The following is a 13,434-nucleotide window of genomic DNA, read 5'->3' as shown; positions in this document are numbered from 1 at the left end:
CGCCCTTGCCCGCAACGCACAACGTTGCGAGAGCGGGGGGAAGGCGCGCAGCGCCTCGGGGGGGTATCCCACCTCATACCCCTACGCTGTGCCGCACCGCATCGGCAGAGTGTGCAAAGTACCGCGTGGCCAGCACGTCCGACAGGCCCAGGGAACCGCGCACGCAGCGTTCCAGGTAGTCCTCCAGCGCGGCGTAGCGGCCGTCGGCGTCCTGGGTGCACAGGATGGGAAGAGACAGCTCTGCCACGTCGGGGATGCCCGCGTTGGCCGACTCCCCCACTGTGCCTGCGGCCGCTTCGATCTTGGCAATGCGCCCGCGCAGCGTTTGCGCCACCCAGGCCAGCGACCGGGGGTTGTCGCGGTCGATCACCAGCAGGTCCAGCAGCGCCGGCATGTCGCGCCGCAGCTGGTATTGCGCGTGGAAGGTGATGGTGCTGTCGAACAGCGCCAGCATGGCCTCAAAGCCGCTTTCGTCGAACACGGCGCCCGTTTGCAACCCGCTGTGCAGCGCCGCCGCCAGAAAGCCCAGGCGCTCCAGGTGCCGGCCGATGGACAGCAGCCGCCAGCCGTCGTCGCGCGTCATGCGGTCGGTCTGCTGGCCGGTCATGGCGGCGGTGCGGCCACTCAAGGCTTCCAGCTGGCGCAGCGCATCCAGGTGCGAGTAGTCGTGATCCCCGTCGCCGTGGGCATCGTCACCTGTGTGGGGCTGCGCAAAAAATTCCGCCTCGGTGCTCACGATCAGGTGCCAATGCTCCTGCGACAGCCGGTCGCGCACGGCCGAGGCGGCACCGACGATGCCGCGCAGGTTGTAGCCCACGCTGGTCACCTGCGCGGGCTGTGCCAGGCCCGCCACCAGCGATCGTTCAAAAACGCGCCGCGCCTGCGTGGCCGGCGGCACGGAGGGCAGCACCAGCCCCTGGCTCACGGCCAGCGTGCTCAGCCACGCCAGCAGGGGCTGGGACGACTGCTCTTCACCATTGAGCCGCTGCAACGTGATGCCCGCCAGACGCGTGGTGTTTTCGGTGCGCTCGGTGTAGCGGCCCAGCCAGAAAAGGTTCTCGGCCGCGCGGCTTGTGACCTGGCGGCTGCGGTGCACCACGGCGGGCGCAGCCTGGTTGTGCGCCAGCAGCGTGGTGGTGTCCACCGGTCCGCCGGTCTGCACCCACACGTCGGCGCTGCTGCCGCCGCGCTGCATGGAGGTAATCTCGCGATCGTCGTTGGCGATGCGCGCCAGCCCTCCGGGCAGCACGCGCCACGACTGCGGCCCGTCGCAGACCGCAAAAACGCGCAGCATGACGGAGCGCGGCGCAATGTGGCCGCCAACTGCTCCTGGCCCCGGGCCGTCACCGCTGCCGGGGCGCCAGGTGGGCATCTGCGACAGCGGCTGGTAGGCCTGCAAGGTGTATTCGTCGCCCTGGGCCTGGATGCGCGCTGCCCATTCGGCGAGGTCTTGTGCCGACAGCATGCCGCCCAGCACGGGTGGGCGCTGCAGGTTGGGCCAGGTGGGGCGTATCACGCTGTGGAGCAGCTGCGGCAGCACGGCCTGCTGGGCCGCCTGCTCGCCGCACCACCACGTCGGCAGGGACGGTAGCGCCAGTTCTTCGCCCAGCAGATGACGGCTTAGCGCGGGCATGAAGCCCAGCAGCGCGGATGATTCGAGAAACGCCGAGCCAGGCGCATTGGCCACCAGCACATTGCCTGCGCGGATGGCCTGCAGCAGACCGGGCACGCCCAGGCGCGAGTCGCTGCGCAGCTCCAGCGGGTCCAGAAACTCGTCGTCCAGGCGCTTGAGGATGCCGTGCACCGGCTGCAGGCCGTGCAGCGTCTTGAGGTACAGGCGCGCATCGCGCACGGTGAGGTCGTTGCCCTCCACCAGCGTGAGGCCCAGGTAGCGAGCCAGGTAGGCGTGCTCGAAGTAAGTCTCGTTGTACGGGCCGGGCGTGAGCAGCACGATGCGCGCATCCGCCCCCGCCGGGCTCATCTGCCGCAGCCCGTCGAGCAGTGCGCGGTAGGTGGCGGCCAGGCGCTGCACATGCATCTGGCTGAACGCCTCGGGGAACAGGCGCGAGATGAGCAGCCGGTTTTCCAGCAAATACCCCAGGCCCGATGGCGCCTGCGTGCGCTGCGTGACGACCCACCAGCTGCCCTGCGCGTCACGCGCCATGTCGAAGGCTGCAATCGGCAGGTGCGTGCCGCCCACGGGCTGCACGCCATGCATGGGGCGCAGGTAGCCGGGGTGGCCCTGCACCAGCGCGCTGGGCAGCAGGCCCGTGCGCAGCAACTCCTGCGGGCCATAGACATCGGCCATCACGCGGTCGAGCAGGCGGGCGCGCTGCAGCACGCCGCGTTCGATAAGCGCCCAGTCGTGCTGCGACAGGATCAGCGGGAACAGGTCCACCGACCAGGGCCGCTGCGGGCCGTCGGCGTCGGCATAGACGTTGTAGGTGATGCCGTTGTCGCGCACCTGGCGCTGCAGGCTCGCCATGCGCCGATCCAGGTCGGGGAAGCCTTCAGGCCCCAGTTGTTCAAAAAAATCGGCCCATGGGCGCGACAGGCCTTGGTTATTTGCTATTGAAATGGGAGCTGATGTAGCGCCTGCGATGCGGTCGGTGGGAGCCGTGCGCGCGGGGGCCGCAGCGCCCCGCAGCTCGTCAAAATGCCCCGCCGCAGCGGTGGGCGCCAGCGCAGCAGCCAGCTGGGCCGCGCTTTCGGGGAGGTCGGTGGGCAAGAGGCGGTCGTTGGGGTTTGTCACTGCACTCGATTTTCGGGCATTTGGTCTCCGGCACTCTGCGGGTTACCCACCCCGTCGAAAACGGCACGGCCCAGGCCAGAGATGCCGAGCAAGGGTCGCCCCGCAGCGAGGGCGTCGCCCCCCCTGGGGGGAAGGCGCGCAGCGACTCAGGGGGCTTCTCTACGGCCTCATTTTTCGCCGCAGATCCAGCGTGAACGGAAACTCCCGGCTGCCCGGCAGCTCAATCGTCGCCGGCGGCACCGCCAGCCGCCCCGGCGTGTGCCCCATGCGCGAGAAGCGCGCCAGGCGGCGGCTTTCGGCCTCATACGCGTTGACCGGAAAGGTGTCGTAGTTGCGCCCGCCCGGGTGGGCCACGTGGTACTGGCAGCCGCCCAGCGAGCGGTTCATCCAGGTGTCCACAATGTCGAAGGTGAGCGGTGCATGGGCGCCAATGGTCGGGTGCAGGGCCGAGGGCGGGTTCCAGGCCTTGTAGCGCACACCCGCCACAAACTCACCGGTGGTGCCTGTGCTTTGCAGCGGCAGCGGCTGGCCGTTGACGGTGACGACATGGCGGCTTTCGTTCATGCCCGTCACGCGCACCTCGATGCGCTCCAGCGACGAGTCCACGTAGCGCACGGTGCCCCCGGCCGAGCCTTCCTCGCCCATCACATGCCAGGGCTCCAGCGCATTGCGCAGGGTCAGCTCCACGCCCATCGATTTCACCGTGCCGACCATGGGGAAGCGGAACTCGAACTGCGGTGCAAACCAGGCGGGGTCGAACGCGTAGCCTGCGGCATTCATCTCGGCCACCACGTCGTGCATGTCCTGCTGGATGAAGGTGGGCAGCATCCAGCGGTCGTGCAGCTCAGTGCCCCAGCGGGCGGCGGGGGCGCGGTAGGGCGCCTTCCAGAAGCGGGCGATCAAGGCGCGCAGCAGCAGCTGCTGCACCACGCTCATGTGGGCGTGGGGCGGCATCTCAAAGGCGCGCAGCTCCAGCAGCCCCAGGCGGCCCGTGCTGCTGTCGGGCGAGAACATCTTGTCGATGCTGAACTCGCTGCGGTGCGTGTTGCCCGTCACATCCACCAGGATGTTGCGCAGCGTGCGGTCCACCAGCCAGGGCGGCATATCCTGGCCGTAGATCGCGCGGTTGGCCTCGATCTCGCGCAGGGCAATCTCCAGCTCGTACAACTGGTCGTTGCGCGCCTCGTCCACGCGGGGCGACTGGCTGGTGGGGCCGATGAACAGGCCGCTGAACAGATAACTCAGGCTCGGGTGGTTGTGCCAGTACAGCAGCAGGCTGGCCAGCAGCTCGGGCTTGCGCAAGAAGGGCGAGTCGGCCGGTGTAGCGCCGCCCATCACAAAGTGGTTGCCCCCGCCGGTGCCGGTGTGGCGGCCATCGGTCATGAACTTCTCGGCCGACAGGCGCGTCTCCCACGCGGCCTGGTACAGAAACTCGGTGTGCTGCACCAGCTCCTTCCAGTGGGTGGCGGGGTGGATGTTCACCTCGATCACGCCGGGGTCGGGCGTGACGGCCAGCACCTTCAGGCGTGCGTCGCGCGGGGGCGGGTAGCCTTCGAGCACGATCTTCATGCCCAGCTCTTCGGCCGTGGCTTCGATGGCGGCCAGCAGGTCCAGGTAGTCGTCCAGGCGTGCCAGGGGCGGCATGAAGACGTACAAAACGCCGTACTTCTCGCCCACCTTCTCGGCCTTGGGGCCGCTAGCGCGGCGTGGGTCGCGCACCTCCACGCACAGGGCCGTACGCGACAGGCCTGCGGCCGACTGGAACTTGCCCGGGGGCTGCATGCCCGCATGGGGGTCGGGCTGCCCGGCCTGGCGTGCGTGGTCGCCGCCTGCGGTGCCTTGCGCCATGCGGCGTGCCTCGCCCGGCGCGGTGGCACCCGCCAGGTAGGGCAGGTCACGGTCGCCGGTGACCGGGCCCGCTGGAATGGAATACCGCGCCCGCAGCGTGGTCGCAGCGGGCAGCGGGCCCTGGGGTGCAGTCGGGTCGTGCGGGATCAGGTGCTCGGTGTCCGATGCCTTCACCCAGGGCAGGGCGTCCAGCGGCAGGCGGTAGCCCATGGGCGAATCGCCGGGGATGAGCAGCATGCGGTCGTCGCGGAAGAACCACGGCCCGGTGCTCCATACGCTGCCTGCCAGCGTGCCATTGCCTACGCCCGCCTGCAGCGGCAGCACATAGCCCACCACGCTGTCGAGCTTTTGCTCGAACACGCGGCGCAAGCGGGCGCGCTCCAGCTCGTCGTCCAGGCGTGCGTCGAACGGGTCTACGTTGATGGGCAGGCGCCGCTCGCGCCACAGGTAGTAGAAGGTGTCTTCGTAGCCTGGCTGGATGTAGCGATCAGTGATGCCCAGCCTGCGCGTGAGGTGGCGCACAAAGCGTTCGGCGTCGGCGCTGGTGTAGTGCGAGGGGTTGCGTTCATCGGCAAACAGCGCGGGGTTCTGCCACGCGGGCTGGCCGTCGGCGCGCCAGCAGATCGACAGCGCCCAGCGCGGCAGTTGCTCGCCCGGGTACCACTTGCCCTGGCCAAAGTGCAGAAAGCCGCCCTGGCCGTACTCGGCGCGCAGCTTGTGCGTGAGTTCGGTGGCAAAGCCGCGTTTGGTGGGGCCCAGCGCGTCGGTGTTCCATTCGGGCGCATCGCGGTCGCCCACGGCCACAAAGGTGGGCTCGCCGCCCATGGTCAGGCGCACGTCGCCCGCCACCAGGTCGGCGTCCACCTGCTCGCCCAGCGCCAGCACGGCCTGCCACTGGTCTTCGGTGTAGGGCTTGGTCACGCGGGGCGATTCAAAGATGCGCGTCACGCGCATCTCGTGGCTGAACTCCACCTCGGCCTTGTCCACGCCGCCTTCAATCGGCGCGGCGCCCGAGGGCTGGGGTGTGCAGGCCAGCGGGATATGGCCCTCGCCCGCCATCAGGCCGCTGGTGGCATCCAGGCCGATCCAGCCCGCGCCGGGCAGGTAGACCTCGCACCAAGCGTGCAGGTCGGTGAAGTCGTGGTCGGTGCCGCTGGGGCCATCGAGCGCCTTCACGTCGGGTGTGAGCTGGATCAGGTAGCCCGACACAAACCGCGCCGCCAGGCCCAGGTGGCGCAGCAGCTGCACCAGCAGCCAGCCCGAGTCGCGGCACGAGCCGCTGGCCTTTTGCAACGTTTCCTCGGGCGTCTGCACGCCGGGTTCCATGCGGATCAGGTAGCGGATGTCTTGCGATACCTGCTGGTTGAGCTTGACAAGGAAATCGATGGTGCGCTGCTTGCTGCGGTCCACCTTGTCCAGATAGGCCTGCACCAGCGGTGTCATCGGGTCGGTGGCCAGGTAGGGCGCCAGCTCCTGCTGCACATCGCTGTTGTACTTGAAAGGGATGTTCTCGGCCTCGGGCTCCAGGAAGAAGTCGAAGGGGTTGTACACCGCCATCTCCACCACCAGGTCCACCGTGACCTTGAACTCGCGCGTCTTCTCGGGGAAGACCAGCCGCGCCTGGTAGTTGGCAAACGGGTCCTGCTGCCAGTTGATGAAGTGCTGCGCAGGCTCGACCTTGAGCGAATACGAAATCACATTGCTGCGGCAATGGGGCGCAGGCCGCAATCGAATGGTCTGCGGCCCGAGGCCGACCAGCCGGTCGTATTGGTAATGCGTGACGTGGTGGAGCGCGGCGTGGATGGGCATGCAGGCCATGCTAGCAAGTCCCGAGCCATCGCGGGCAACTATTCCGGGGGCGGTGACAAGCGGTCATCGGCTGTTCACAATGTGCGGTCCGTGCCCCGCTGCCGGGGCTGTCTGCATGCTTCTCATCGCGCACCAACTTGGTGATGCCTCTTTCACCCATGTCCCACTCCCCCCAACTCCTGCTCCTCCCCGGCCTGGCCGCCGATGAACGCATGTGGCGCGGCGTGCTGCAGCTGCTGCCCGCCGCGCTGCGCCCCGAGGTCGCCACCGCCCACCAGGATGTGAACCTGCACCGCATCGAGGACTTTGCCGCCCGCCTGCTGGCGCAGCACGCGGGGCCACTGGTGCTGGCCGGTGCGTCGATGGGCGGCATGGTCGCCATGGAGGCCGCGCGCCAAGCGCCGCAGCGTGTGGCAGGGCTCGCGCTGCTGGGCACCACCGCACGGCCCGAGACGCCCGACATGCGCGCCCTGCGCGAAGGCGCCATTGAGCTGTTTGAACAGGGCCGGGTGCGCGAGGTCATAGAGCCCAACGTGGCCCTGGCCTTCCACCCCGTGAACGCCGCCAACGCGGACCTGGTGCAGGCCTACCTGAACTTTGTGCTGGACGCGGGCCCCGAACACCTGGTGCGCCAGAACCGCGCCGTGATCCACCGGCCCGATGCGCGGTTGCACCTGCCCCAGCTGGCGTGCCCCGTGCTGGTGGTGTGTGGCGCGGCCGACCAGCTCACGCCGCCCGAATGCTCGGCGGAGATTGCGGCGCTGGTGCCCGGCGCCGAGCACCACCTGCTGCCCGACAGCGGCCACATGCTGACCATGGAGCAGCCCGAGGTGGTGACCCGCTTGCTGGTGCAGTGGCTGGGCCGCAACGGGTGGATTTGATCCGGGGTCTGAGGCCTTTTTGGCCCCTGCCGCGCGATGGGTAAGCGCTGATAGCTATGAAATTGGTAGCTAATCAAAACTCCAGGTTGTCAATCAGCCGTGTGCTGCCCAGCCGCGCGGCGCCCAGTGCCACCAGCGTGCCCGCCGCATCGCTGGCTGTGGCGGGCAACAGGTCGGCGCGGCGGCGCACGGTGAGGTAGTCGGGCGCCCAGCCGCGTGCGCGCAGGGCGTCCAGGGCCAATGTCTCCAGCAGGTTGCGGTCGCTCGGGGCGGTGCCCAGCCACTGCTGCGCCAGCCGCTGCAAAGCTTGCGACAGGGCCACGGCCTCTTGCCGCTCTTCCAGGCCCAGGTAGCCGTTGCGCGAGCTCAGCGCCAGCCCGTCGGCCGCGCGGCAGGTCTCGCCCGCCACGATGTCGATGGGCAGCGCAAACTGCCGCACCATGTGGCGAATCACCATGAGCTGCTGGTAGTCCTTCTTGCCAAACACGGCCGTGCCGCTGGTCTGGCCCAGCACGCAGGCAAACAGCTTCATCACCACCGTGCTCACGCCCACAAAAAAGCCGGGGCGGAAATGGCCTTCCAGCATGTCGGCGAGCTGCGGGTCGGGGTGCACCTTGAAGGTCTGGGGCTCGGGGTACAGGTCGGCCTCGCGCGGGGCAAACAGCACATCACAACCGGCGGCCTGCAGCTGTGCACAGTCGGCCTCCCAGGTGCGGGGGTAGCTGTCAAAGTCCTCGTGCGGCAAGAACTGCAGGCGGTTCACAAAGATGCTGGCCACGGTCACATCGCCCAGGGGCTTGGTCTGGCGCACCAGGGCAATGTGCCCCTCATGCAGATTGCCCATGGTGGGCACAAAGGCGGGACGGCGGTAGGGGGCCAGGGCCTGGCGCAGGTCGGCAACGGAGCGGGCAATCAGCATGGGTTCGGAGGGGGCAGAAAAAAGGAAGGAAAAGGGCTTACCAGGCGTGTACAGCGTTGTCCGGGAAGCGCCCTTGTTTCACGGCCTGCACATAGGCCTCCATGGCGCCGCGCACGCTGCCCGCGTCCTGCATGAAGTTGTGGACGAACTTCGGCATCTTTCCGAGGTTCATGCCCAGCATGTCGTGCAACACCAGCACCTGCCCGGCCGTGCCGTTGCCCGCGCCAATGCCGATGGTGTGGCAGTGCGGCAGCTCGGTCGTGATGTCTGCGGCCAGCACGGCGGGCACCATCTCCAGCACCAGCATGGCGGCGCCTGCGTCCTGCAGTTCATGGGCCTCTTTGCGCAGCGTGCGGGCAGCATCGTCGGTTTTGCCCTGCACGCGGTAGCCACCCAGCGCGTGCACCGTCTGCGGCGTTAGGCCCAGGTGGGCACACACCGGCACGCCGCGCTGCACCAGAAACTCCACCGTGGGCGCTGTCCAGCCACCGCCTTCGAGCTTGACCATGTGTGCACCCGCCTGCATCAACACGCAGGCGCTGCGCAGCGCCTGCTCGCGGCTTTCGGCATAGGTGCCGTAGGGCAGGTCGGCCACCAGCCAGGCGGTGCCCTGCGCGCGGTGCAGGCCGCGCGCCACGCTGGCCGTGTGGTAGGCCATGGTGTCGAGCAGCACGCCCACCGTGCTGGGCAGGCCCTGGCACACCATGCCCAGCGAGTCGCCCACCAAAATGCATTCCACCCCCGCCGCATCGGCCACGGCCGCAAAGGTGGCGTCGTAGGCGGTGAGCATGGTGATCTTCTCGCCTGCAGCGCGCATCTGCGCCAGGCGCGGCAGGCTCACGGGCTTGCGCTGGGGCAGGGGCGATGCAGGCGGCAGCGTGCCGTAGGGCGTGGTGGATGCTGGCGCCGTGTGGCTGGGGGCGGTCATGGGGCTCGCGAGGGGGCAAAAAAGTGCCGCGAGTCTAGGGGACCAATACTGGGTGTACTTACGGTCTGGCACCAGTGCAGAAGCGGGCCTGTGCTGGTGCCGTGGCCTTTGTGTTCCCGGTATGCTCGCGGCCCATGACAGCAGCGTTACACCCCGCGAAGACATCCATGCAAGCTACCGAAGTGATGGCCCTGGCCCAGGCCGATGTGGCCCGCGCCCTGGCCGAAGACGTGGGCGCCGGCGACCTTACGGCCGGACTCATCGACCCCGCCCGCCGCGCCCGCGCCCGCATCCTGGCGCGCGAAGAGGCCGTCATCTGCGGTGCGCCTTGGGCCGAGGCCGCGCTGCGCGCGCTGGACCCGTCGGTGCAAATCACTTGGCACGTGGCCGAAGGCCAGCGTTGCGCCGCCGACCAGGTGGTGCTGGAAATGGAGGGCCAGGCCCGCGCACTGCTCAGTGCCGAGCGCACCGCCCTCAACTTTTTGCAGCTGCTGTCGGCAGTCGCCACCAAGACGCGCACCTATGTGGACATGGCGGCCGGCACCCGCGCGCAGATCGTGGACACACGCAAGACCCTCCCCGGCCTGCGACTGGCGCAAAAGTACGCGGTGCGCGTGGGCGGCGGCACCAACCACCGCATCGGCCTGCACGACGCCGTGCTGATCAAGGAGAACCACATCGCCGCCGCTGGCGGAGTGACGGCCGTTCTGAAAGCCGCGCAGACCGTGGCGGCGCATGCAAAGTTCATCGAGATCGAAGTCGAAACGCTGGAGCAGCTCGCCGAGGCGCTGGACGCGGGGGCGAAGATGGTGCTGCTGGACAACATGCCGCTGCCCACGCTGCGCGAGGCGGTGCACATCAATGCCGGCCGCGCGATTCTCGAAATCTCCGGCGGCGTCACGCTCGACGGCCTGCGCGAATTGGCCGAGACGGGCGTGGACCGCATCTCCATCGGCACGCTGACCAAGGACGTGAAGGCCACGGACTTTTCGATGCGCCTGCAGGAGCTGGCATGAGCGCCGCGCCGGGCCGCCCCAAGCAAGCTCGCACCGCAGGCGAAGCCGAAGGTACACCAGTGAGCACCGCAACCCTGAACCGCATCGACGTCGAGTACGAGCAGCCCGACGAGGCGGCATCGGGCGGCGTCTGCTCCACCAAACACGCCTGGGCGGGCGTGCCAGCCGAGCCCACGCAGGCCGAGCGCACGGCGCTCAAAGACAAGATTCGCCGCCTGCTCAAAGAGAAGAACGCGGTCATGGTCTCGCATTACTACGTGCACCCCGACCTGCAGGATCTGGCCGAGGAAACCGGCGGCATTGTGAGCGATTCGCTGGAGATGGCGCGCTTCGGACGCGACCATGCCGCGCAGACCCTGGTGGTGAGCGGCGTGCGCTTCATGGGCGAGACGGCCAAGATCCTGAGCCCCGAGAAGACCGTGCTCATGCCCGACCTGGACGCCACCTGCTCGCTGGACCTGGGCTGCCCTATCGACGAATTCAGCGCGTTTTGCGACGCGCACCCGGACCGCACCGTGGTGGTGTACGCCAACACCAGCGCGGCCGTGAAGGCGCGGGCCGACTGGCTGGTCACCTCCAGCTGCGCGTTGGAGATCGTGGGCGCGCTGCATGCCGCAGGCCAGAAAATTCTGTGGGCGCCCGACCGCCACCTGGGCGCCTACATCCAGCGTGAGACGGGTGCCGACATGGTGTTCTGGAACGGTGCCTGCATCGTGCACGACGAATTCAAGGCCCTGGAGCTGGAGCTGCTGAAAAAAGAGCACCCGAACGCCAAGGTGCTGGTGCACCCCGAAAGCCCCGCCGACGTGGTGGCCCTGGCCGATGCCGTGGGCTCCACCAGCGCCATCCTGAAGGCTGCGCGCGAGATGGATGCCACCGAATTCATCGTGGCCACCGACAACGGCATGATGCACAAGCTGCGCACACTCAACCCCGGCAAGACGTTTTACGAAGCGCCCACGGCTGGCAACAGCGCCACCTGCAAGAGCTGCGCGCATTGCCCCTGGATGGCGATGAACGGCCTGGCCGACGTGGCCCGCGTGCTGGAGACCGGCGCCAACGCCATCCACGTGGACCCTGCGCTCATCCCGCGTGCGCGCCAACCGATTGACCGCATGCTTGCGTTCACTGCCGCCTTGAAAAAAGGGGAACCTGTGGCAACGTTGGTGCCTCACCTCGGGGCAGCTTGACAATGAGATCGCTTCATTTTTGATAGCTGCTAGCGCTTGTTTGTAAAGCGCTGGAGCCTGTTTTGAATCATATTTCTCGCATTGACTTCACGCCGGCGCTGGACGCTGGGGCGCCGCGACTGCGCCATGCCTTCAGTGCGCCGCGCGCCGTGTTGGTGGCCCAGGCCCTGGACGAGGTGCGCCCCGTGCTCGCCGCGGTGCACGCCGCCGCGCAGCGCGGCCAGTGGTGCGTAGGCCATGTGCGCTACGAGGCCGCGCCCGCGTTTGACGCCGCCTTGCAAACCCATGTGGCAGACGGCCCGCTGGCCTGGTTTGCGGTGTACGACACCGCGCTGCCCTGGCCAGACGACGCGCCCGCGCCCGCACCCGCAGATGCCGCCCAGGTGGCGTGGAACGACGGCCTTGCGCGCGAAGACTTTGACGCCGCCATGGACCGCATCCAGCGCGCGATTGCGGCGGGCGAGCTGTACCAGGTCAACTACACCGCGCCCTTCACCGGGCAATTGCAGCAGGGCAGTGCCGACGCGCTGTTTGCCGCGCTGCACCGCGCCCAGCCCGGCGGCTACGCCGCCCACATTGACGCAGGCGACGAGCAGGTACTGTCGGTCTCGCCCGAGCTGTTCTTCGATTGGCGGGATGATGACGACGCCGAGGGCGGCCACATCATCGCGCGGCCGATGAAGGGCACGGCCCCGCGCGGCGCCACGCCCGAGCAGGACGCCGCACACGCCGAGCACCTGCGCACGGCGCCCAAGGAGCGCGCCGAGAACGTGATGATCGTGGACCTGCTGCGTAACGACCTTTCGCGCATTGCGCTGCCGCACACGGTGCAGGTGCCCACGCTGTTCCACACCCAGCCGCTGCCCACGGTGTGGCAAATGACGTCGGACGTGACCGCGCGCACGCGGCCCGGCACCACGCTGGCCGATGTGTTTGCGGCGCTGTTCCCGTGCGGGTCCGTCACTGGCGCGCCCAAGGTGCGCGCCATGCAGCTGATCCGCGACCTGGAGGCCGGTCCCCGGGGCGTGTACTGCGGCGCGGTGGGCGTGGTGCGGCCTGTGGAGGGCGGCGCAGGCCCCGAGGGCCTGCACCGCGTGGCTGCCACCTTCAACGTGCCCATCCGCACCGTGGTGCTGCGGGGCAAGGCAACGGACGCGGGCACCGGCCCCGGCCCGGCGCCCATGCGGGCTACGTGCGGCATCGGCAGCGGCATTACCTCGGGCGCAGAGGCCGCGGGGGAGTGGGCCGAATGGCGGCACAAGCGCGCGTTTGTGGAGCGCGCGAGCGCGCCCTTCGAGATTCTGGAAACCCTGGGCCTGCACCACGGCAAGTTCCACCACGCCGACCTGCACGTGCGCCGCATGGGCGAGGCCGCCGCGCATTTTGGCTACCCCTTCAACGCGCACGCGGTGCGCCAGGAGCTGCAGATTGCCGCCCTGCAGCACCGCGACGGCGACTGGCGCGTGCGCCTGCTGCTGGCCGCCGACGGCAGCGCGCGTGCCGAGGGCTTTGCATTGCACCCCACCGAAGAGCCGGTGCGCCTGGCGCTGGCCACGCGCCCGTTTGACGACGCGCAAAGCGAGTTCGTGCGCTACAAAACCACCCGCCGCGCGCACTACGCAGCGTTTGCCCCCACGGCGCCCGGCGTGTTCGACACGCTGCTGTGGAACGCTGCGGGCGAGATCACCGAAACCACCTTCGGCAATATCGCCGCGCTGGTGGACGGCACCTGGATCACGCCGCCCCTGTCGTGTGGCCTGCTGCCCGGCGTGGGCCGCGCCGTGGCCCTGCGCGACGGCCGTGTGCAAGAAGCCGTGCTGCACCGCGACGCCCTCGCGCGCGTGCAGGAATGGGCCTTCATCAACAGTCTGCGCGGCTGGCTGGCGGCCACGCTGGAGTGGCCGGGCCGCTAACCTCTGCGGCGTATAGGGATTGCGGTGAGGCGCTGTGCGTGTGCGCTGTATCTCGACCCTCTCCTGTGTTGGCGCAAAGGGGTGCTGCGCCCAGCGGAAGATGGGCAATTTATGGATAAAAAGGGCTGTAGCGCTTATCTGGAAAGCGCTAAGTGCTATCTTTTTTGATGGTCTAAGT

8 protein-coding genes are annotated in these 13,434 nt (G+C 68.6%); 4 read left to right on the top strand and 4 right to left on the bottom strand.

Going from position 1 to position 13,434, the window contains the following annotated elements; all coding sequences use genetic code 11:
- Window positions 1–73: 73 nt before the first annotated feature.
- Together ACK4HJ_RS00730 and ACK4HJ_RS00725 are read right to left on the bottom strand one after the other, a co-directional pair.
- Entirely contained in the window at window positions 74–2,728 is a 2,655-nt protein-coding gene (locus ACK4HJ_RS00730) for a circularly permuted type 2 ATP-grasp protein (RefSeq protein ID WP_409826782.1), read from the bottom strand.
- A gap of 183 nt (window positions 2,729–2,911) precedes the next feature.
- Window positions 2,912–6,409, bottom strand: coding sequence for a DUF2126 domain-containing protein (locus tag ACK4HJ_RS00725; protein WP_409826780.1), 3,498 nt, complete (start codon window positions 6,407–6,409; stop codon window positions 2,912–2,914).
- 158 nt (window positions 6,410–6,567) lie between these two features.
- Between ACK4HJ_RS00725 and ACK4HJ_RS00720 the strand changes: the two genes are divergently transcribed.
- On the top strand, window positions 6,568–7,290 hold the full coding sequence (locus ACK4HJ_RS00720) for an alpha/beta fold hydrolase (RefSeq protein ID WP_409826778.1): 723 nt from the start codon (window positions 6,568–6,570) through the stop codon (window positions 7,288–7,290).
- 73 nt (window positions 7,291–7,363) lie between these two features.
- Here ACK4HJ_RS00720 and panC read toward each other — a convergent pair whose 3' ends face one another.
- Complete coding sequence (gene panC / locus ACK4HJ_RS00715) at window positions 7,364–8,209, bottom strand: pantoate--beta-alanine ligase (protein ID WP_409826776.1); 846 nt, start codon at window positions 8,207–8,209, stop codon at window positions 7,364–7,366.
- 37 nt (window positions 8,210–8,246) lie between these two features.
- Window positions 8,247–9,137, bottom strand: coding sequence for a 3-methyl-2-oxobutanoate hydroxymethyltransferase (gene panB, locus ACK4HJ_RS00710; protein WP_409826774.1), 891 nt, complete (start codon window positions 9,135–9,137; stop codon window positions 8,247–8,249).
- Between the two features lie 167 nt (window positions 9,138–9,304).
- Here panB and nadC point away from each other — a divergent pair, with 167 nt between their 5' ends.
- From nadC to ACK4HJ_RS00695, 3 genes are all read left to right on the top strand, one after another.
- Window positions 9,305–10,153: a carboxylating nicotinate-nucleotide diphosphorylase gene (gene nadC / locus ACK4HJ_RS00705; protein ID WP_409826772.1), complete on the top strand. Its 849-nt coding sequence runs from the start codon at window positions 9,305–9,307 to the stop codon at window positions 10,151–10,153.
- A 59-nt stretch (window positions 10,154–10,212) separates the two neighbouring features.
- On the top strand, window positions 10,213–11,343 hold the full coding sequence (gene nadA, locus ACK4HJ_RS00700) for a quinolinate synthase NadA (protein WP_409827376.1): 1,131 nt from the start codon (window positions 10,213–10,215) through the stop codon (window positions 11,341–11,343).
- Between the two features lie 62 nt (window positions 11,344–11,405).
- A complete protein-coding gene (locus tag ACK4HJ_RS00695; protein ID WP_409826771.1) occupies window positions 11,406–13,256 on the top strand; it encodes a chorismate-binding protein in 1,851 nt (616 codons plus the stop codon).
- Window positions 13,257–13,434 lie beyond the last annotated feature (178 nt).

Origin of the sequence: Acidovorax sp. (assembly GCF_046294525.1) — a bacterium.
Classification (GTDB): domain Bacteria; phylum Pseudomonadota; class Gammaproteobacteria; order Burkholderiales; family Burkholderiaceae_C; genus Acidovorax.
This window is presented reverse-complemented; position numbering and strand designations above follow the sequence as displayed.